Here is a 22,509-nt window from a genome sequence, read left to right as displayed (position 1 = left end):
TTTGATTATGCAACTATAGGACTTAGAACATTAGATGTAGCAGACTTTTTACTTAAATGGATAAAAAATAGTGTCTTTGATATTAATAAAGGAATGATATTTTTAAATAGCTATAATAAAATATTTAAATTAAAAGAAGAAGAATACAAATTAATATATACAATTATAACTTTCCCAAGAGATGTATATGGAACTATTCATTCATATTATCATAAGGCAAAGGAATGGGATTATGATATATTCCTTCATAGATTTAAAATGAAACTAGAAAATGATGTATTTAGAAGAAGATTTATAGAAGAATATAAGAAAATTTATTAGGGAGAAGGGGATGAGATATATAGATGGATAAATTAGTAGATTTGAACTTAAAAAGAAACTTAGTAGAATTTGAAAGCACCTTAAGGGGTGAGGAAGAAATGGAAGGATATTTTGTTGCTGAAAATATTACTGCTGCCAAGGAGAGAAAAAGTCCAATTAGAGGAGAAAATATTTTTGGTTATTTGTTTGTAGATGAATGGATATGGAATACTATATTTATTTTAACTAATAAAAAGTTATATTTAATTAATACAAGAGAAAATTTTGAGAAAATTTCTTTAAATACTGTGACTTTAGATGATTTAGAAAGTATGAATGTAGAAGTATACGATGATGATACTTTAATTAGCTTGAAACTCAGAAAGTATCCGGAGGTTCAATATAAGCCTACATCAGATAATAATTTAGATATAATTAAAAAAATACCAGGGGTTAATATTATAGAAAAAAATAAAAATATAGAAGTTAAAAGTGATAATAAAGCAATAGTAGCCTATGCTATAGGTGCAATTATAGCTGTTGCGTTAATTGTAATATTGTATATATTTTTATAAAAGATAATATATTGCTATGAATTTAAGTATTCATAGCTTTTTTGTTTTTGTATATTAAAAGCTGTACTTCAACAGAGCGAAGAAGTACAGCTTAAAGGCATGAATATCATTTATTTTAAAATATTTTCATAAGCATTAATTGTATCTATAGCAGTATTTTCCCAAGAGAAGGATCTACTTCTTGTAAGAGCTTTCTTCACCATTGTAAGTACTAGTAAGCTATCGTTTAAAACGCGCTTTATAGCATATGCAAGTTCAGCTGTATCATTTGGATCTACAAGTATTGCAGAATCAAAACATACTTCAGGAAGTGAAGTAACATTAGAGGTTATTACTGGTGTTCCACATGCCATAGCTTCAATAGGTGGAAGTCCAAAGCCTTCATAGAAGGATGGATAAACTAGCATCTCAGATGCATTATAAAAAATAGGTAAGTCTTCTAGTTCTATAAATCCAGTAAATATAATATCATTTTCAATACTAAGTTCTATTGCTCTATTTAAATAAACATTATAAGATGGACCTTGCTTTCCTATAATTACGAGCTTTACACCTTTTCTTTCAAGTTTTGGAATTTGAGAAAAGGCCTCTATTAAGCCAAGTATATTTTTTCTTGGACTAAATCCTCCAACGTAAAGAACGAAATCAGAAGTTATACCATATTTATTTCTAATTTTTTCTTTGCAACTACATTTACTCATAGGTTTATAAATTGGTTCAGCAGCTAATGGAGTTACAAAAATTTTATCTAAAGGGAAGTTAAATTCAGTTGCTATATCTTTCTTTGAGAATTCTGAAACTGTAATTATTCCATCGCATCCTTTAAGAATATTTGGCATTACATCATTAAATATTCTAAGGTAACGATCACTAACTGTTTCAGGCATTCTAAGAGGGATTATATCATGTAGTGTAATTACTTTCTTACAATCTATATTGTCAGAAAGTCCTACACCGTTTTGAGGAACGTGATATAACTCCATATTACTATCTGAAAGAATGTTTGGAACATTAACATTATCCCAAAAACTCTCCTTAACTATTGTATCTACTTTTTGAATTTTAAAATTATCATTTAAATTGTTAAGAGCTTTATTCTCAGGTGTAAAAATTAAATAATCATTAGTTGAATCAATATCATTTAAACTCATTATTAGTTGGTGCGTATATGTGCCAATCCCTGTTCCTCTGTACCATTTTGCGGCTCTGCCATCAATGCCAATCTTCATGATTTAATCCTTTCGAAGTACTATTAATACCATTATATTTAATAGTGTTAAAAAATGTTAATAAAATAAGTAATATGTACATATAAATATTAAGGGGGTGGTTACAATGATGAGAGAGTTTGAAATAGAAAGACAATTTGACATTGAGATTGAAACTTTAAAGGCAAATAAGGGAATATATTATTTGAAGACTAATAAAGGTGAAAGGTGTTTAAAGAAAATAAACTATGGACCACAGAAGTTACTATTTGTTTATGGTGCTAAAGAGCATTTGATAAATAATGGATTTAATAAAGTGGATAGATATTTTTTAAACATAGAAGGCGAGCCTTATGCATTAGTTAATGAGGATTTATATACTCTTTCAACTTGGCTTGAAGGAAGGGAGTGCGATTTCCATAAAATATCAGAAGTCAAATTGGCAGCGGAAGCACTTGCAAGATTACATGAGGCATCTAAAGGATATGACCCACCAGAAAACTCAAAACTTAAAAGTGATTTAGGAAGATGGCCAAATTTAATGGCTAAAAGAATTAAGTCATTAGACAAGATGAGGGATATGGTTAGAAAAAGACACAACAAAAGTGAATTTGATTTGATTTATATTAAATCAATGGAATTTTATAAAGAGATGGGCAAGAAAGCCTATGAGACAATGGTGCAATCAAATTACAGTAGATTATGTGAAGTTGCAGAAGAGGAAAAAGGATTCTGCCACCATGATTTTACTTATCACAACATTATAATTGATAAAAATGAAGATGTGAATATTATAGACTTTGACTATTGTAAGAGAGAAATAAGAGCTTTTGATATATCAAACTTTATGACTAAAGTTTTAAAAAGAGTTGACTGGGACTTTGAGTATGCAAAAGAGATAGTTGAATCTTATAATAAAGTTTCTAAAATTGAAGAAGACGAATTTAAAGTATTATTATCATATTTACAATTCCCACAAAGATATTGGAGACTTGCAAATAGATATTATTACAATGAAGTTAATTGGGGTCAAAATACTTTTGCAGGTAAACTACAAAGTATTATTGATGAAAGAGATAATTATTTGAAATTCTTAGATGATTTTAAGAAAGAATATAATATTAACTAAAAATAAAACTCCAGTTAAAATAAAACTCTATTTTAATGGAGTTTTATTTTCTTTAGATTAGCACTTGATAGTTTATTACATATTATAAAATAGAGTAAAAAATATTAGGTGGTAACAATGAAAATAGGTGATATGGTTGTAAGAAAATCATATGATAAAGATATTACATTTAAAGTAATAGATATAAAAGAAGAACAAGGCAAGAAGATATATATATTAAAGGGAATAAATATAAGAATTATAGCTGACTCAGATGGTGAAGATTTAGAAGAAGTAAGAGGAGACTACTGTGGAGAAAAAGATAAGATATTAAACAGTAGAGTCAACAAGGCAATAAAGACTGCTATATCTATGAGAGATATAAATGCAAGAAAAGGTAGCACAAAAGAAATTAAAAATATGAAAAGTCAAAAAGATTCCAAAATTGAAGAATTATTTTTTGGAAGGCCGGGAAAGATACTTCATGTAGATGGAGATAAGGAATATATGGATACTTGTCTTAAAGTTTACAAACAGTTATCTCTAGATGCTGTAGGAGTTTCTATAGCAGAAGAAGATCAACCTCAAAGGATAGTTGACTTAGTTAAGGAGATAAAACCAGATATTGTTGTATTAACAGGCCATGATAGTGTTGTTAAGGATACAAGAAATTTTCTTGATTTAGATAATTATAGAAATTCAAAATTTTATAGAGATGCAGTTAGAGCACTTAGAGACTATAACTCAAGCTATGATGAATTAGTTATATTTGCAGGAGCATGTCAAAGTTGTTATGAATGTATGCTAGATGCAGGAGCAAATTTTGCATCTTCACCAAATAGAGTTTTAATACATTGTTTAGATCCGGTATTTGTATGTGAAAAGATAGCATACACAAAAATAAACGAAGTTGTATCGATAAAAGACGTTATAGATAATACAATAACAGGTATAAAAGGAATTGGAGGGCTCCAAACTAGGGGAAAGTATAGGGAGGGGTACCCCAAATCATCTTATATAATATAAGTATTAATTATGAATTGTTAAATATCGTGCATAAATAGACGAAAGTTTACAAATAATAAAAAAAGGTAAAGAAATTGTGAAAAAAATATTGACATTATAATTTGTAAGTGATAAAATTAAAATTTTGTTTGACTTCACTTCAAAAAAATGGTATAATTTATTTAGGAAAGAGGGTGTTTTTATGGAAACTATTAAGACTATCTCTTCAATAAAAAAAAGCATTGAAGGGCACCTTGGAGAAAAAGTAACTTTAAAAGCTAACGGAGGAAGAAAAAAGATTCTGGTTAACGATGGAGTTTTAGAAAGTGCATATCCTAGCATTTTCGTAATTAGATTAGACAACGACACCCAAAGAACCGTGACATATAGTTATTCAGATGTATTAACTCAAACAGTGCAATTACATTTTCCAGGATAGAATAAAAAAACTTCGATTAGATCGAAGTTTTTTTATTTATATATATCTTTTTTAAAATTAAGCAAAAAAAAGAAAGATGGTGGGTTTCCATCTTTCAACTATGGTATAAAAGGGTATTGAGAATTTATGAGAGGTTATATGGTCAATAACCAATTACTATATTACGACATGAAACTACTTTTGTCAACAAAAAAATTAGAAAAAATTTAAAAAGTCCATATTATTAGAAGTATATGGATAAATTGAAAACATAACTCGAAGTTATTAAAAAAATAAAAATAAAAATATCCAAATAATAGTAATAAAAAAGGAATCTTTTTATATACATAGTAGTAGGTACTTTATGGGAGGGGTTAAAATGTCAAATATAGATGTGATAAAAGAAAATATTCAATTCGAGCAACTTTTAAGAGAAAGTAATACTACAACTATGTTAAATGAAGAATATCTTATACCAGATACTCATCCAGATGTGCAAGAAATACTTATGGTTGATGCAAAACCTAGTATAACTTCAAAGGAAACTGTTGGAGATAAAGTAATGGTAGAAGGGATGGTAGAGTATAACGTGCTTTACTTAGCTAAAGAGGAAGAATTAGTAGTTTCTTCAGTGAATTATTCACAAAAATTTGCGAATAGTTTGGACTTAGAGGAAGCTGAACATAAAATAGCTTGCGAAGTTTGCTGCAGAGTAGAACATATTGAATCAAAGATAATCAATGAAAGAAAAGTATCTATTGATGGAGTTCTTGATTTCAATTGGGAAATGTACAAAGGCAGGGAAATAGAACTTATAAAAGATGTAGAAGGAACTGATGGAATAGAGATCCTTAAGAAAAATGAAGTTATAAATAGTACAGATGTTAATGAAACTGTTGAGCTTATGGGTAAATCAGTAATAAGAGTTAGCATGGATAAACCACAAATATCAAAAATTTTAAAATGCAAGCTAGAGCTTCAAAAGAAAGAAATTAAAGTTTTAGAAGAAAAAATTTATTGTGGTTGCTACTGTAAGTTAATGATGCTTTATTTAAGCAATGAAGGAAAGGAAATTCACTCTTTAGATGATAATATATATATAACTAAAGAGGTTGAAATGCCAAATGCAACATCAGATATGATGGTTACTGGAGAGTATGATATTAAGAATAAAGATGTAACTATAGAAGAGGATGATCTAGGTGAAGCTAGACTAGTTAATACTGAGATAATAATAACTTGTAAAGTTAAAGCTTTCTCAAAGAAGAGTATTGATGTTATAGCAGATGCATATTCACCTAAAGTAAATTTAGATATAGCTAAAGATACTTGTAAGTTAGGCATGCTTGAAGGAATTTATAATAGTGAAGCTGTAGTTAAAGATAATATATATATGAATGAAGGGGATATGATGCCAGAAAAAATAATAACCTCTTCAGGAGAAGCAGTAGTTACTGAAAAAGCAGTAGAAGATAATAAAATAATTGTTGGTGGATATATAAGAGTTAATGTTATATATAAAACTAACGATGATTCAAAATATTTAGATAAGGCATCAGGAGATATTCCGTTTAATATAAGTATTGATGCGCATGGTGCTAATAATAAAATGCAGGCTTTAGTTAAAGCTTGTATAGAAAATTTAGATGTTTCAATAGAAGCTAATACGATAGCAATGAAAGCCACATTAACAATGACAGCAAAAGTTTTATATGAAGTAGAAAAAGATTTTGTAAGTGATATTATTTTAGGTGAAGGCGAAGATATTAAGAAGAAAGCAAGCGTTACAATATATGTTATTGGAAAAGGTGATAGTTTGTGGCATTTAGCTAAAAAATATAAGACAACTATGGACGATATAATAAAAATAAATGATTTAGAAGATCCAGATTATTTAGTACCAGGTGAAAAGTTATTAATACCAGGAAGAGCTATGTAATATAAATATGATAAAAAGTCCTACCGAAGCAATTTGGTGGGACTTTTACTATTTTTGAATAAATAGTAACAGTCGGGGAAATAATAATAAACGCATGATTAGAGGTGAATATTATGAAATCTAAGTTAAACTATAATTTAGTCGTAATAGGAGGAGCGGAAGACAAAGAAGGAAGAAAAGAAATACTAAATGAAGTATGCAATTTAATAGATAAAGATAAGGACGTTCTTTTAGTTGCGACAATAGCTTCTGAAGTACAAAACGAAATGAAAGAAGTATATGATAAAGTTTTTAAAAATATTGGAGTTAAAAACTTGAAATTTTTAAACATAGAAGAGAGAGAAGAAGCGTATTTAGAAAATAATTTACAGTTAATAAAAGAATCTAAATTAATATTTTTCACAGGTGGAGATCAACTTAAAATAGCTAGCTTAATAGGAGGTACTCCACTTAATAAATTAATTGTAGAAGGAATGTATGAAGGGAAGGTAATAGTTGGAACATCAGCAGGGGCTTCTGTTATGAGTGGAACTATGATACTTCAAGGTGAAGATGAAGAGTCACCGAAGAAACATAGCATTAATATGTCTCCAGGACTCGGATTTATAAAGAATGCAATAATAGATCAACACTTTATACAAAGAGGAAGGATAGGAAGGCTATTGACAGGAGTTGCAGAAAATCCGGATTATTTAGGAATAGGGATAGATGAAGATACTGCAATAATTGTAGATGAGAGAAAATTAGTTCGGGTAATAGGCAGTGGAGCTGTTTATATTTTAGATGGAAGCTCCATAACACATACTAACGTTTCAGAGCAGCATAGAGACAAAACATTAAGTATATTCAATGTTAAATTACATGTTCTTATAGAAGGAAATAAATTTGATTTAAATAAGAAGATACCTTTTGAGGAGGAAGTATTTAGAGATGAAGATAAAAGGCATGAGAATATTTAAAGGTCGTAACATATATTCTCATAAGAGATGTATCAGAATGGATGTCAATCTTGAAGGATATTCTGAAATACCAAGCAATGAAATAGAAGGTTTCAATGATAAATTATTAGAATTAGTACCTATTTTAAAAGAACATAGATGTGGAATTGATGTTCCAGGAGGTTTTGCAATAAGACTTAGAGAAGGAACATATTTATCACATATATGCGAGCATATAGTAATTGGTATCCAAAATATGCTAGGAGTAGATATAGCATATGGAAAAGCTAGAGAGTGTGAAGGCGAAGATTATTATATAGTATACGAGTATATTTATGAAAAAACAGCAGTTGAAATAGGTAAATTAGCAGTTGAATTAATTAATTCATTAATATCTAAAAATAGATTTAATCTTGATGAAAGAATAAAACTAATAAAAGAAATTCTAAATAAAGAATCCATAGGACCAAGTACGTTAGCTATAAAAACAGCAGCAGAAAGATATGGATTACCTGTTTTTGAAATTGAAGATTCAGGATATTATCAAATCGGATATGGGAAAAAAGGTAAAATTATTGAAGCAACTATAGGGTGTAATACTACCTGTATAGGGGCTGATATTGCTTGTGATAAAATACTTACTAAAAAGCTTCTAGATAGTCAAAGTATACCTGTTGCATGTGGAGAGAAAGTATGTAACATAATAGAAGTATTAAGAGAAGCGGAGTGCATTGGGTATCCAGTTGTTTTAAAACCTCAATGTGGAAATCAAGGTAAGGGAGTTTTCTTAAATATAAAAAATGATAAGGAACTTGTTGAAGTTTACAATAAATTATCAAAAGAGTATAAAGATATAATTATTGAAAAATATATAGTTGGAAATGATTATAGAGTTTGTATTATAAATAATAAGTTTGTTGCAGCTTCACTTAGAATACCACCAAAAGTATATGGTGATGGTAAAAGCACAGTAAAGGAATTGGTGGATGTTTTAAATGGAAATCCATTAAGAGGTGAAGATCACGAGAAGCCATTAACTAAAGTTAAAATTGATAATGAAATGAAAAGTATGATTAAAGAATTAGGATACACTTTAGAAAGCATACCTTTAAAAGGTGAAGAAGTAGTACTTAGAAGAAATGCCAACTTATCAACAGGAGGTATTGCTATAGATTGTACTGATGAAATAAGTGAAGAAAACAAAAATATTTGCATAAGAGCAGCAAAAATAATTGGTCTAGATATATGTGGGGTAGATATAACTGCTAAAAATCTAACTGAACCACTTGTAGATCAAGGTGTAATTATGGAAATAAATGCAGCACCAGGGATAAGGATGCATCATTATCCAGCTGAAGGGAAATCACATGATGTTGGTGAAGAAATAGTAAAATATTTATACGAAAACAACATGAAAAATATACCGTTAGTATCTATAACAGGAACAAACGGAAAAACAACGACAACAAGGTTAATAGCATATGTATTAAAACTTATGGGGAACACTGTAGGAATGACATCAACAGATGGAATTTACATAGGAGATGAATGCATTGATATTGGTGATGATACTGGTTATGATAGTGCTAAAGCTGTCCTTTTAAATAAAGATGTAGATGTAGCTGTACTTGAGACCGCTAGAGGTGGCATAATTAAAAAAGGTCTAGCTTATGATTTAGCAGATGTTGGTGTAATAACAAACATAACAGGAGATCACTTAGGATTAAATGAAATAAATGACTTAGAAGAATTAAGTTTTGTAAAATCATTAGTTGTTGAAGCTATAAAGCCAGATGGTCATTCTGTAATAAATGCAGATGATTATTGGAGCACTAAAATAATTGACAGAATAAAGGGTGAACCAATTTATTTCTCAAAAAGTAGAGATAATAAATTAATACAGAAAAATATAGAAGAAGGAAAAATAGCTGTATTTACTGAAAATGACATGATATGTGTTATTAACAATAATAAAAAATATAATGTTATTAAATTAGATGATATTCCTATAACTTTAAATGGGAAGTTGAAATTTAATATAGAAAATGTTCTAGCAGCTTGTTCAGCATTAGTTGGAATTGGAGTAGACTATTGTATGATTGCAAGAGGATTTTCAAAATTTATGCTAGATGCTAACCATAATTCTGGAAGGTTTAATATTTATGAAGTTGATGATAAAAAAGTTATACTAGATTATGGCCATAATACAGATGGATATAGAGCTATTTTTGATGCATTAAAAGGTATGGAACATAATAAATTAATTGGGGTAATAGGTATACCTGGTGATAGAAGTGATGAAATGGCTATAGAAATAGGGAAGCTTAGTTCAGAAAACTTAGATTCTATTATAATAAAAGAAGATAAAGATAGAAGAGGTAGAGAACGGGGGGAGATTTGCAATATTATAAAAACGGGTATAGATAATAGTGCAAAATGTAAAATAATTTTAGATGAAAGTGAAGCTTTTAGAGAAGCTTTAAAGATAAGCAATAAAGGGGATATAGTTGTTATATTCTTCGAGGAATTAGCACCATTACTTAAAGTTCTAGATGATGTTAATAAAGGAGAAATTCAAGAAGATATCGTAAATATGTAAATTAAGAAGCCAGTTTGAAGTAAGCTGGCTTCTTAATCGTATCCAAAAAATTTCAAAGTTAGTAAAGATTTTAATTATATATATCTATCAATAGTCTACTCTTTTGTATTACAATAAAATTAGACAGAATTTATTGTGCTATGATAAAATATTGTAATGACTTTAGTTAAGGGAAGGGAAATATGATGAAGATAAAAGCATATGCCAAAATAAATATAGCATTAGATGTTATTGGAAAAAGAGAAGATGGATATCATTTATTAAGAATGATTATGCAAGGTATAGATTTATATGATGAAATAACAATAGAGAAGATAGAAAAAGGTATAACTATTTCATGTAATAAACCATATGTTCCGAAGGATGAAAGAAACTTAGCATATAAAGCAGCAAAGCTTTTTATGGATAAATTTAATATAAAATCAGGTGTCAGTATAGATATTAATAAAAATATCCCTGTATCAGCTGGACTTGCAGGTGGAAGTACAGACTGTGCAGCTGTGTTAAAGCTTATGAATAAAATGTTTAACAAAAATTTAAGTGATAAAGAGCTTATGGAACTTGGAGTGAAATTAGGAGCAGATGTGCCGTATTGCATAAATGGTGGAACAGCACTGTGTGAAGGTGTAGGAGAAGTTATAACTCAATTAAAACCATTTAAAGATAAGATATTAGTTCTTGTTAAACCACCTTTTGGTGTATCAACTAAAGGAGTTTATCAAGAGTTTGATTTATCAAAAGTTGTATTCCATCCAAATGTTGAAGGTTTGATGAAAAATATGGCTAATGATAATATAGGCTACGTATCAAAGAATATGAAAAATCTCCTTGAAAATGTTACTCTTTTAAAATATAAGGAGATAATAGGAATAAAGCAGGCAATGATGGAATACGGTGCATTAGGAAGTATGATGAGCGGTAGTGGACCGACTGTATTTGCTTTCTTTGAAGATATGGTTAAAGCGCAAAAATGCTATGAGGTAATGAAAAAGAAATATAAAGATGTATTTATAACAAGAACTGTTTAAAATATGTATAGAACTCTCTTAATTGGTAATAATGATTACTATTAAGGGGGTTTTTAATATGAAAAAATTTATTTATGTAATTATTATAGTATTAACATCAATTTTACTTGGAGGGTGTACAAGCAATCCAGAAGAAGGTAATAAGGAAGTAACTTATGATTATGAAAGTGTTAAAGATGAATTAATTAGATTTCATGTAATTGCAAATAGTGATGATAAAAAGGATCAAGATTTAAAGCTTAAAGTAAGAGATGAAGTAATTAAATATTTAGAGCCATTATTAAAGAACTCTAAAAGTGTTAATGAATCAAGAAAAATTATTAAATCAAATAATAATAAAGTAATCAGTATAGCTAAAAAGGTTGTAAAAGATAACGGATATAGTTATAATGTTCAGACAGAATTATCAAGAGAGAATTTCCCTGAGAAAATATATGGAAACATTGTATTGCCACAGGGTGAGTATGAAGCGTATAGAATTTTAATTGGTGATGCATCAGGACAAAATTGGTGGTGTGTTATGTTCCCACCTTTATGTTTTGTTGATGTAACAAAAGGTGCTGTTGCGTATAATGAAACTGAAAGTAGAATGGATGAAATAGCAACTGAAAAGCAAAGCTATGATGAGGTGGAAGAAGAGGAATATGTACTCAAATTTAAGATTTTTGATGTAATTAAAGAGATATTTCAATAAATAGTATAAAATTTAGCTTGATAAAACTAAAGAAGACTTTTAAACTATAATTTGTAACGAAATATGGACTTATAAAAATATAGTTTAAATAAATTAATTTTAGGAGGAAATTTTAATGACAAGAGCACTAGCTATGATCTCAGGTGGATTAGATAGTATATTATCAGCAAAATTAATAAAGGATCAAGGAATAGAAGTAATAGGGATATGTTTTAGATCATATTTCTTTAATGAAGAAAATGCTATAAAGATGACTAAGCAAATAGATATACCATTAGAAGTTGTTGATTTTTCAGTTGAACATTTTGAAATGGTAAAAGACCCTAAAAACGGATGGGGAAAAAATATGAATCCTTGTATAGATTGTCATGCTATGATGATGAGATACTCAGGAGAATTATTAGAAAGATTTAATGCAGACTTTATAATAACTGGAGAAGTATTAAATCAAAGACCAATGTCTCAAAATAGACAAGCCTTAAATAAAGTAACAAAGGAATCAGGGTTTAGGGAAAGAATATTAAGACCTTTATGTGCTAAGAATTTAGATGAGACTCAAATGGAGAAGGATGGATTAGTAGATAGAGAAAAATTACTTGATATTGCAGGTAGAAGTAGAAAAATTCAAATGGAACTTGCAGATGCTTGGGGTATTAAAGATTACCCATCACCAGCAGGAGGATGTAGACTAACAGAACCAAACTATTCAATTAGATTAAAAGAATCTTTAGTTAGAAATGGTGATGCATCACCAAAAGAAATAGAATTATTAAGATATGGTAGACATTTTGTTAGTGATAACGGATGTAAAATAATAGTTACTAGAACTAAAGAAGAAGGGGATATAGCAAAGACTTTATTAACTAGAGAAGATATTGTATTATATCCAACAAGCCACAATGGAGCTATGGCCATAATTAGTGGAAAATGTAATGAAGAAGATAAGGAACTAGCAGCAAAAATAACAGGAAGATACTGCAAAGGTAAAGATTTAGACGAAGTTGAAATATCATATGGAAACTTTGGATGCAAATTTAGCGGAAGTATTAAAGTTAAGCCAGCTAGTGAAGAGGAAATAAATAAATACATAATACAAGGGAAATAAGAGGTAGAATTATGGAAAAGAAAGCGGTTATAAAAATAATAAGTAATGCGACTATGGAAAATGGTGAACTTATAGAAGTTGTTACTCCTGGAAGTTATAAATCAGAAAATGATGAACTAGTTGCAATTTATAAAGAAACTGAAATATCAGGTATGCAAGGAACAGATACTAAGCTTAGAATAGGAAAAGAATATATTGTTCTTGAAAGAGAAGGAAGCACTACAACAAAGATGCATTTCCAAAAGGATAAGCCTTCAGTATCACTATATAATACTCCTTATGGAATGTTAGAATTAAGTATCAATACAAAGGATTTAGAAATTGATATGAATGAAGATGGTGGAAAAGTACATATCAAATATGATATGCAAGTTGCAGGTCAACCACCTATAAAGACAGAACTGAAATTAGAAATAAAAGCTTAATCATATAAAAGATTAGTGGAGTGATGTTGGTTTATTTAGTTTAAGATTTATATCTATAACGAAAATGAAATGATGTTGCTCCATTTTTTTGATAAAGGTGTCTAAAAGTTTTTTAAATGGAAATACTTATGGTATAAGGAGGGTATTTTTAGTATGTATGATGAAGAAAAGTATTTTCAAATATTAAGTGAGGTTTGTGAGGATAATGATATATCAAGGGAAAAACTTGTTGAAATACTTAAGAAGAAAGAACAAAAATACTTATTAATACTGTTTTTAAAGAAGTATAACTGTTGTACTGAAGATGAAATTAAAGAACTGCTAAAAGTTAAAACTAGAAGAAGTATAAATTATAATTATGAAAAAGCAGAAGAGAAATTTTTGGTAAATAGAGAATTTAGAAATAAATATATTCAAATAGAAAAGAAAATTGATAGAATTATATAGTTATGAACAAAATATAAATAAAAAATGACTAGATATTAAAAAAAATATGTGGTACTATAATATCTATGTTATTAAAAGAAATTAATTGAAACACCACTACCCCATAAATCAAATTTATGGGGTAATATCAATTATACTTTACATATAAAGAAGTGTCAACTAAAAAATCGAAAAATCAAAATAAATTTTCTCACGGGAGGAACTAAGAATGAACAAAAAGACAAAGTATATTTTCGTAACAGGTGGAGTAGTATCAGCCTTAGGAAAAGGAATAACAGCAGCATCATTAGGAAGACTATTAAAAAACAGAGGACTTAAAGTATCAATTCAAAAATTTGATCCATACCTTAATGTTGATCCAGGAACAATGAGTCCATATCAACATGGTGAAGTTTTCGTAACAGATGATGGAGCAGAAACAGATTTAGACTTAGGTCATTATGAAAGATTCATAGATGAAAACTTAACACAAAATAGTAATATAACAACTGGTAGAATATACTGGTCAGTTATTTCAAAGGAAAGAAGAGGAGAATACTTAGGTGGAACAGTTCAAGTAATACCTCACATAACAAATGCTATAAAAGATAAAGTTTATAGAGCAGCTAAAGAAAGAGATGTAGATGTTGTTATAACTGAAATCGGTGGAACAGTTGGAGATATAGAATCACAACCATTCTTAGAAGCTATAAGACAAGTAAGAAGTGAAGCTGGTGCAGATAATGTATGCTTCATTCATGTAACATTAGTTCCTTACCTTGGAAAAGCTGGAGAGCTTAAAACTAAGCCAACTCAACACTCAGTTAAGGAGTTAAGAACAATAGGAATTCAACCAGATGTAATAGTATGTAGATCAGAAAAAGAATTATCAGATGATATAAAGAACAAGATAGGTCTATTCTGTAATATAGAAGGAAGATCAGTTATACAAAACTTAGATGCGGATCACTTATATGAAGTTCCTTTAATGTTACACGAAGAAGGATTAGACAACTTAGTTTGTGAAAAATTACATTTAGGATGTAAAGATATAGATAATAGTGAATGGATCGACATGGTTCAAAGAATGAAGAACTTAGAAGATGAAGTAACTATTGCTTTAGTTGGTAAGTATGTAGAATTACACGATGCTTATATTTCAGTTGTTGAAGCATTAAGCCACGGTGGACTTGCAAACAACACAAAAGTAAAAATTAAATGGGTTAATTCAGAAGAATTAGAAAGCCAAGACGTAAATGAAGTATTAAAAGGCGTTCAAGGTGTATTAGTTCCAGGGGGATTCGGAGATAGAGGAGTAGAAGGTAAAATCGATGCTATAAGATGGGCAAGAGAAAACAAAGTACCTTTCCTTGGAATTTGTCTTGGAATGCAATGTGCAGTAATAGAGTTTGCTAGAAATGTCCTAGGACTTGAAGGTGCGCATAGTTCAGAATTAAATGCTGAAACAAAATACCCAGTAATAGATATTATGCCAGAACAAAAAGATATAGAAGACTTAGGTGGAACAATGAGACTTGGAGTTTATCCATGTAAGTTAGATGATGAAACTAAGGCATATGACTGCTATAAAGATGAAGTTATTTATGAAAGACATAGACATAGATATGAATTCAACAATGAATATAGAACAGAAATAACTGAAAGTGGAATGACAATTGCAGGAACAAGTCCTGATGGAAGATTAGTTGAAATAGTTGAAATAGAAGATCATCCATGGTTTGTTGCATCACAATTCCATCCAGAATTAAAATCAAGACCAAATAGACCACATCCATTATTCACTGGATTTATAGAAGCTGCAGTAGCAGAAAAAACAAAATAAAAATTATGTAAAAAGGTATCTTAATTTGTTTAAGATACCTTTTATTTCTAATTTTTTCAAATAAATATTTTATATAACTTGCAAAAGTATTAATATTGAAGGATAATAAAAATAAAGTTAAATGTCTAAAAATCTTACCTTAATAGTTTCCAATTAAATTTGAAAATTTTAGTTTATATAAATCTTGATTAATACGGAGGTGTCATTTTGACAAAAGAAGTTTACGAAAGTATGACTTTAGCAAAACTCAAAGAGATTGCTAAAGAATTAGATATAAAAAATATATCAAAATACAAGAAGAGTGAATTAATAAACGAGATAATAAATAAAAATGTTAATGCTATAGAAAAGGATGGAGTTATTTTAAAAGAGAAAATAGCACCAAAACCTAGAGAAAACACTTACAGCAATAACCAAAGTAGTAGCACTACAACTAATACGACGACAGCAAGTACAACTACTAATACTGCAAGTAATAATTCAAACAACAATTATAGTAATAACCATAGCAGTAATTATAGTAATAATTCAAATGGTGGTTACCATAATAACCAGAATAATAGTTATAACAACCAAAATAACTATCAAAATAGAAATAATAATGGAGAAAGAGATTTATCTTCAGCTGAGACTACTTCAGGAATATTACAAATTCAAGAAAATAATAGTTTTGGTTTCTTAAGAGGAAAAAACTGTTTAAGTAGCAGTGATGATGTATATGTTTCTCCAGCTCAAATAAGAAGATTTAATTTAGCAACAGGAGACAAACTTGAAGGTAAGGTAAGACAACCAAAAGAAGGCGAAAAGTTTAAAGCTTTAATTTATTTAGAGAAAGTAAACGATGAAAATCCTGAAAACGCTGTAAGAAGAACTCCTTTTGAGAAGTTAACTCCAATATATCCAAAGGAAAGAATTAAATTAGAAGGCAACGGACCTAATGATCTTTCAACAAGACTTATGGATATAATGTGCCCAATCGGAAAAGGTCAAAGAGGAATGATAGTTGCACCACCAAAGGCTGGTAAGACAACTCTTTTAAAACAATTAGCTCAAAACATATCAAAAAACTGTCCTGAAGTTAAATTGATTATGTTATTAATTGATGAAAGACCAGAAGAAGTAACAGATATGCAAAGATCAGTAAATGGAGAAGTTGTATATTCTACTTTTGATGAAGAACCTCAAAACCATGAGAGAGTAGCTCAAATGATATTAGAGCATGGTAAGAGAAGAGTTGAGCAGGGGCAGGATGTAGTAATACTTTTAGATAGTTTAACAAGATTATCAAGAGCCTACAACTTAACAATAACTCCAACTGGAAGAACATTATCAGGTGGATTAGACCCAGGTGCTTTAATAATGCCAAAGAAATTCTTCGGAGCAGCTAGAAATATTGAAGAAGGTGGAAGTTTAACAATACTTGCTACAGCTTTAGTTGATACTGGTTCAAGAATGGATGATATGATTTTTGAAGAGTTTAAGGGAACAGGTAATATGGAAGTTCACTTAGATAGAAAACTTCAAGAAAGAAGAATTTTCCCAGCTATAGATATTTATAAATCAGGAACAAGAAAAGAAGATTTACTTCTAAGCCCAGCGGAAAAGGATGTTGCATATTCTATAAGAAGAGTTATGTACACAGATGGTAATGCAGATAAAGTAACTGAAAATCTAATTAAAATGTTAGGTAAAACAAAGAATAATGAAGAATTTATAAGAATATTCGAAAAGAATAATATATAAAAAAAGACTGATATAAAGTGAGTTTTCACTTAATATCAGTCTTTTTTTACAAGTTTATCAGCTAACTTAACTATTGATGATATTGAATAAGTTGAAGCTAAAGTCTTAAGCTTATTTCTCATAACGTTAAGTTTATCTGGATTTTCTATTAATGAATTAATAGTTTGATTTATATCTGATATATTATTAATACAGATTGCATAACCTTCTTTAGATAAAAATTCTGTATTTTCTTGTTCTTGACCTGGAATTGCAAATGGAATTATTAAAGGTAAATTTTTAGCAATTGATTCTGTAACAGTAAGTCCGCCAGGCTTTGAAATTATAATATCAGAATACTCCATAAATGAAGCTATGTCATTTGAGAAACCTAGAATATGTAATTTCTTATTTTTAAACTCTTTTGAACAACGGTTTGTAAGATCCGTTTTTAAGCTTTTATTATTTCCGCATACAACAGTAATTCTAAGTTTATTTTTATTTTGTAGTAATTCATCTAAAACATAAGATATATCTTCAAGTCCCATACTTCCACTCATAAGTAGTATGTTGAAGTATTCATTTGTTTTTATGTGAGGAATATTTTCATCACGTTCAAAGAATGATTCCTTTATAGGTATACCATATGGGAAGATAATGTCTTCCTTAATACCTTTTTTTATTAATGATTGCTTAGTGTATTCGCTTCCAGTAATATAAGCATCTACATATTTGCCTATGTATGTATAATGTGCTTTAAAGTCAGTAGTAACTACCATATATGGAATTTTCAATCCATGCTTCTTTAAACTGTTCATTATACTTACGCTAATAGGATGAGTACTAATTATTAAGTCTGGCTTTTCTCTATCTATTAAGTTTTTAAGTCTCTTTTTTACAAGTTGAAAAATAGTCATAGACAAAGCGTTTATGCATCGTACATTAGTTAAACGATAGAAAAATCCGTATATGCCTGGAAATTTCATAGCTGAAACTTCATACCCACCAACAATAGCATCAGTCAGAAACTTGCTGCTGTTATCTAAAAAATCATATTTGATACATGAATAACCATCTTTTTCAAATACATTAATAAGTGAGTTAGCTGCTTGATTGTGACCTTGACCTGTTGAAGTGGTTATTATAAGAACCTTTTTCATTAAATTCACTCGCTCCATAAATTTTTTGATTTATATAAATATAGTAACATTAATTGTAATTAATTTAAATAAGAAAAAAGAAAATGGGAAAGACTTAATGGTCTTTCCCTAAATTTCTTACTTCTTAAGGTTGAATTTCTTGTTGAACTTGTCAACTCTTCCACCAACATCAACGATTTTTTGCTTACCAGTGAAGAATGGGTGGCATTTAGAGCATATTTCTACTTTAAGTTCATCTTTAACTGAACCAGTTGTAAAAGTATTTCCACATGCACACTTAACCACTGCGTCGTGGTGGTATTCTGGATGTATGCCTTGTCTCATGTTTTTCACCTCTTTTAATGTAAATTTTACTGTATCTCTACAATAAATAACTACTAAAGTATATCATATGAAATATTCACAGTCAACAAGTGACAAATTTAAAAAAAACTTTTTATAAAGTCTCATAAATGCTATAATCGTAATAACCGAAATGAAAAAAGGAGAGGGACAAGTTGAGTAAATTATACTTTAGATATGGGGCTATGAACTCAGGAAAATCAACACATTTAATGCAAGTGGCTTATAATTATGAGGAAAGAGGAATGAGAGTTTTATTACTAAAACCATCCACAGATCAGAAGGGTGGAAATAAACTTGTTTCAAGACTTGGAGTTAGTAGAGAAGTTGATATATTGGTTGAAAAAGACCAAAATATCCACAAAACAGTTGATGAAAATATTAAAGAGTATGGGAAATTAGATTGTATATTAGTAGATGAAGTTCAGTTCTTAAAAAAGGAACAAATAGATCAATTATTTGAAGTGGCAGTTACATTAGATGTACCTATAATATGCTACGGATTAAGAACAGATTTCATGATGGAAGGTTTCGAAGGAAGTGAAAGACTTCTATTAATAGCACATAGTATAGAAGAAATGAAAACTATATGTAAGTGTGGAAATAAAGCGATGTTAAATGCAAGAAAGATAAATGATAAATTTGTATTTGAAGGAGAGCAAGTAGCTATAGATAACATTGGTAATGTAACTTATGAATCATTATGTGGAGAATGCTACTTCAAATATAAAAAGAAGTAATAAAGGTGGGGGATATATTGAAGAAACGTGATGTTGGTGGTCAAGCTGTCATTGAAGGAGTAATGATGAGAGGCGCTAAAGGAATAGCAACGGCAGTAAGAAAAGAGAATGGGGATATTGCTATAGATATTAAGCATACTGTACCTATTACAAAGAAGAAAAGTATATTTAATATACCTTTAATAAGAGGAGTATTTGTACTTATAGATTCTTTAGTACAAGGAATAAAATCACTAAATTACTCAGCTTCATTTTTTGATGATACTGAACCTTCTGCTTTTGAAGATTGGCTTAGAAATAAATTCGGGGATAAAAGCAATGATGTAATAATTGGATTTACTATGGTTCTTTCATTTATAATATCAGCAGTATTGTTTATTGCAGTGCCAACTGGTATTGCTTCTTTATTTAAAGGGCTAGGTTTATCAAGTATAGCGCTAAATGCGATAGAAGCGTTTATTAGAATATGTATATTTGCATTGTATATTATAGGAATAAGTAAGTTTGATGATATGTACAGACTATTCCAATATCATGGTGCAGAGCATAAGACTATTTTTTGTTATGAAAATGAAGAAGATTTAACAGTAGAAAATGTTAAAAAATATGGTAGATTCCATCCAAGATGCGGAACTAACTTTTTATTTTTAATAATGTTTGTAAGTATAATAATATTTGCATTTACTGGATGGGGAAGTTTCTTTGAAAGATTTGCACTTAGAATAATTTTAGTTCCTGTTATATCAGGTATAACATATGAGCTTATAAAGTGGATTGGGAAATCAGATAGTAAAATATCAAAAATTATTGCAGCACCAGGGCTTAAGCTTCAAGAATTAACAACAAAAGAACCAGATGACTCACAAATAGAAGTTGCAATTGCAGCATTAAGAGCAGCAGAAGGATTGCCGGAGGATGAAATGACAGTAAATAAACTTTTAGAAATAGGAACAAAAGTTTTAACAGAGGTTAATATAGATACAACAAGATTAGATGCTACAATTTTACTTGGATATATAATAGGAAGAGATAGATTATATTTACTAACACATGGTGATGAAAAAGTAAGTAATGAGCATAAGAAAGAGTATTTATTATTAATTGAGAAAAGAAAGAATAAAATGCCTATAAAATATATTACAAAGTCAGCAGAATTTATGGGGATAGAACTTTATGTTGAAGAAGGTGTATTAATCCCAAGAGGAGATACAGAAGTTTTAGTTGAAGAAGTTCTTAAAGATATTAATGAAGATGAGGATATAAATGTATGTGATTTATGTTCAGGGAGTGGAGCTATTGGAGTATCACTTGCTGAGTTTAGAAAAAATATAAAAGTAGACTCAATTGATTATTTTGATATTCCGGAAAAAGTTACTTTAAAGAATATTGATAAACATGGACTAAATGACAGAATGACTTTCATTAAAAGTGATTTATTAAAGGAAGTAATAAATAAGGATAAGAAGTATGATATAGTTGTATCAAATCCTCCATATATAAAGGAAGAAGAAATTAAGAAATTAATGGATGATGTTAAAGATTATGAGCCACATACAGCTTTAAGTGGTGGAAATGATGGTCTTATATTCTACAGAAGAATTATTTCTGAAAGTAAAGATGTTCTTACAGGAAAAGGTATATTAGCCTTTGAAATTGGATATGATCAAGGTGAAGAGGTTAAAAATATTATGGAAAGTAACGGATTTATTAATGTAAGAGTAATAAAAGATTTAGCAGGTCTTGATAGAGTTGTTATAGGAAATTACAGGATTGTTGAAAAAGAATTGTAATATGTGATATAATACTTAAATATGAAAATAGATAGTACGGAGTGATAAAATGTTATTAGATAAATTAGCATTCATAGAAAATAAGTATGACGAATTATCAGTAAAGATCAGTGATCCATCAATCATGGCGAACCAAAATGAATGGAGAAAGCTATGTAAGGAACATGCTGATTTAGAGATTATCGTAGCAGCTTATAAGGAATACAAAAAAGTTATAGAAGAATTACAAGATAATAAAGAAATGCTTGAAATCGAATCAGATAGAGAAATGAAGGAAATGCTTCATGAAGATATAAATGCTCTAAAAGATAGAGAAGACGAGTTAGAAAAAGAGATACAAATATTATTATTACCAAAAGATCCAAATGATGATAAGAATGTATTTGTAGAAATTAGAGCTGGTGCTGGTGGAGATGAAGCAGCACTATTTGCAGCAAATCTTTTCAGAATGTATACAAGATATGCTGAAAACAACAGATGGAAAGTTGAACTTATGAGTACAAACGAAACTGGAATCGGAGGATTCAAAGAAGTTGTATTTATGATAAAGGGAAGCGGTGCTTACTCAAAACTTAAGTATGAGAGTGGAGTTCACAGAGTTCAAAGAGTTCCAGATACAGAATCAAGTGGTAGAATTCATACATCAACTGCAACAGTTGCGGTTTTACCAGAAGTTGATGATGTAGAAGTAGAAATAAACGACAAAGATATTAAGTTTGATGTATTTAGAGCTTCAGGTAATGGAGGACAATGCGTTAATACTACAGATTCAGCGGTAAGACTTACTCACCTTCCTACTGGAATAGTTATTTCATGTCAAGATGAAAAATCACAGCTTAAGAACAAAGATAAAGCTATGAAAGTATTAAGATCAAGATTATTTGATTTAGCAGAAGCTGAAAGAGCAGCTGGTATAGCAGAAGACAGAAAATCTCAAGTTGGTACTGGAGATAGAAGTGAAAGAATAAGAACATACAACTACCCACAAGGTAGAATGACTGATCACAGAATAGGATTAACTCTTTATAAATTAGAGTCATTCTTAGATGGTGATATAGATGAAGTTATTAATGCTCTTATAACAGCAGACCAAGCTGAAAAGATGAAACAAATGGGAAATACAGAAATGTAATTTAATTTTTAA

20 protein-coding genes and 1 pseudogene are annotated in these 22,509 nt (G+C 29.3%); 18 read left to right on the top strand and 3 right to left on the bottom strand.

Annotation, left to right across the window (positions count from 1 at the left end):
• Nucleotides 1–321 (top strand): annotated as a pseudogene (locus tag RSF37_RS09495) (CotS family spore coat protein); the annotation flags it as partial.
• Nucleotides 322–344: 23 nt separating this feature from the next.
• Nucleotides 345–875, top strand: coding sequence for a hypothetical protein (locus RSF37_RS09490; protein ID WP_332564170.1), 531 nt, complete (start codon nt 345–347; stop codon nt 873–875).
• Between the two features lie 110 nt (nt 876–985).
• Here RSF37_RS09490 and RSF37_RS09485 read toward each other — a convergent pair whose 3' ends face one another.
• A complete protein-coding gene (locus tag RSF37_RS09485) occupies nt 986–2,104 on the bottom strand; it encodes a glycosyltransferase family 4 protein (RefSeq protein WP_332564169.1) in 1,119 nt (372 codons plus the stop codon).
• A gap of 106 nt (nt 2,105–2,210) precedes the next feature.
• Here RSF37_RS09485 and RSF37_RS09480 point away from each other — a divergent pair, with 106 nt between their 5' ends.
• The 13 genes from RSF37_RS09480 (at nt 2,211) to rho (ending at nt 17,354) form a co-directional block, all read left to right on the top strand.
• The gene (locus RSF37_RS09480; RefSeq protein ID WP_332564168.1) at nt 2,211–3,212 is read left to right on the top strand and encodes a CotS family spore coat protein; all 1,002 of its coding nucleotides are present in this window, start codon (nt 2,211–2,213) and stop codon (nt 3,210–3,212) included.
• A gap of 117 nt (nt 3,213–3,329) precedes the next feature.
• Entirely contained in the window at nt 3,330–4,217 is an 888-nt protein-coding gene (gene yabG / locus RSF37_RS09475; RefSeq protein ID WP_332564167.1) for a sporulation peptidase YabG, read from the top strand.
• A 181-nt stretch (nt 4,218–4,398) separates the two neighbouring features.
• Nucleotides 4,399–4,635 carry a Veg family protein gene (locus RSF37_RS09470; protein WP_332564166.1) on the top strand — a complete coding sequence of 79 codons (237 nt, stop codon included), beginning with the start codon at nt 4,399–4,401 and terminating at the stop codon, nt 4,633–4,635.
• A 358-nt stretch (nt 4,636–4,993) separates the two neighbouring features.
• Nucleotides 4,994–6,553, top strand: a complete 1,560-nt coding sequence (locus tag RSF37_RS09465; RefSeq protein WP_332564165.1) for a DUF3794 and LysM peptidoglycan-binding domain-containing protein — start codon at nt 4,994–4,996, stop codon at nt 6,551–6,553.
• A 113-nt stretch (nt 6,554–6,666) separates the two neighbouring features.
• The gene (locus RSF37_RS09460) at nt 6,667–7,512 is read left to right on the top strand and encodes a cyanophycinase (RefSeq protein WP_332564164.1); all 846 of its coding nucleotides are present in this window, start codon (nt 6,667–6,669) and stop codon (nt 7,510–7,512) included.
• The gene (cphA, locus tag RSF37_RS09455; RefSeq protein ID WP_332564163.1) at nt 7,484–10,090 is read left to right on the top strand and encodes a cyanophycin synthetase; all 2,607 of its coding nucleotides are present in this window, start codon (nt 7,484–7,486) and stop codon (nt 10,088–10,090) included. Before RSF37_RS09460 ends, cphA begins: the two co-directional genes overlap by 29 nt.
• Before the next feature lie 185 nt (nt 10,091–10,275).
• On the top strand, nt 10,276–11,118 hold the full coding sequence (gene ispE, locus RSF37_RS09450) for a 4-(cytidine 5'-diphospho)-2-C-methyl-D-erythritol kinase (protein ID WP_332564171.1): 843 nt from the start codon (nt 10,276–10,278) through the stop codon (nt 11,116–11,118).
• 58 nt (nt 11,119–11,176) lie between these two features.
• Nucleotides 11,177–11,812: a stage II sporulation protein R gene (gene spoIIR / locus RSF37_RS09445; RefSeq protein WP_332564162.1), complete on the top strand. Its 636-nt coding sequence runs from the start codon at nt 11,177–11,179 to the stop codon at nt 11,810–11,812.
• A gap of 115 nt (nt 11,813–11,927) precedes the next feature.
• Nucleotides 11,928–12,917 (top strand): tRNA 4-thiouridine(8) synthase ThiI, encoded by a 990-nt coding sequence (locus RSF37_RS09440; protein ID WP_332564161.1) that lies wholly within the window; start codon nt 11,928–11,930, stop codon nt 12,915–12,917.
• A gap of 11 nt (nt 12,918–12,928) precedes the next feature.
• Entirely contained in the window at nt 12,929–13,342 is a 414-nt protein-coding gene (locus tag RSF37_RS09435) for a DUF1934 domain-containing protein (protein WP_332564160.1), read from the top strand.
• A 153-nt stretch (nt 13,343–13,495) separates the two neighbouring features.
• On the top strand, nt 13,496–13,789 hold the full coding sequence (locus RSF37_RS09430; RefSeq protein WP_332564159.1) for a hypothetical protein: 294 nt from the start codon (nt 13,496–13,498) through the stop codon (nt 13,787–13,789).
• A 208-nt stretch (nt 13,790–13,997) separates the two neighbouring features.
• The gene (locus RSF37_RS09425; RefSeq protein WP_332564158.1) at nt 13,998–15,611 is read left to right on the top strand and encodes a CTP synthase; all 1,614 of its coding nucleotides are present in this window, start codon (nt 13,998–14,000) and stop codon (nt 15,609–15,611) included.
• A 207-nt stretch (nt 15,612–15,818) separates the two neighbouring features.
• On the top strand, nt 15,819–17,354 hold the full coding sequence (gene rho / locus RSF37_RS09420) for a transcription termination factor Rho (protein WP_332564157.1): 1,536 nt from the start codon (nt 15,819–15,821) through the stop codon (nt 17,352–17,354).
• Between the two features lie 35 nt (nt 17,355–17,389).
• Here the strand turns inward: rho and RSF37_RS09415 are convergent, their stop codons facing one another.
• Both RSF37_RS09415 and rpmE read right to left on the bottom strand, forming a co-directional pair.
• On the bottom strand, nt 17,390–18,493 hold the full coding sequence (locus RSF37_RS09415; protein ID WP_332564156.1) for an MGDG synthase family glycosyltransferase: 1,104 nt from the start codon (nt 18,491–18,493) through the stop codon (nt 17,390–17,392).
• A 117-nt stretch (nt 18,494–18,610) separates the two neighbouring features.
• Nucleotides 18,611–18,817, bottom strand: a complete 207-nt coding sequence (rpmE, locus tag RSF37_RS09410; RefSeq protein WP_332564155.1) for a 50S ribosomal protein L31 — start codon at nt 18,815–18,817, stop codon at nt 18,611–18,613.
• 173 nt (nt 18,818–18,990) lie between these two features.
• Here rpmE and RSF37_RS09405 point away from each other — a divergent pair, with 173 nt between their 5' ends.
• Genes RSF37_RS09405 through prfA form a run of 3 tightly spaced genes read left to right on the top strand, consistent with a single transcriptional unit; the run spans nt 18,991 to nt 22,497 of the window.
• Nucleotides 18,991–19,575 (top strand): thymidine kinase, encoded by a 585-nt coding sequence (locus tag RSF37_RS09405; protein WP_332564154.1) that lies wholly within the window; start codon nt 18,991–18,993, stop codon nt 19,573–19,575.
• Nucleotides 19,576–19,592: 17 nt separating this feature from the next.
• Entirely contained in the window at nt 19,593–21,365 is a 1,773-nt protein-coding gene (gene prmC, locus RSF37_RS09400; RefSeq protein WP_332564153.1) for a peptide chain release factor N(5)-glutamine methyltransferase, read from the top strand.
• 49 nt (nt 21,366–21,414) lie between these two features.
• Nucleotides 21,415–22,497, top strand: coding sequence for a peptide chain release factor 1 (prfA, locus tag RSF37_RS09395; protein ID WP_332564152.1), 1,083 nt, complete (start codon nt 21,415–21,417; stop codon nt 22,495–22,497).
• The last annotated feature ends 12 nt before the right edge of the window (nt 22,498–22,509 follow it).

It is taken from the genome of Clostridium sp. (assembly GCF_036643715.1).
Taxonomy (GTDB): domain Bacteria; phylum Bacillota; class Clostridia; order Clostridiales; family Clostridiaceae; genus Clostridium.
Note: the sequence above shows the minus strand (reverse complement) of the source record. Positions and strands in the feature narration are given on the sequence as shown.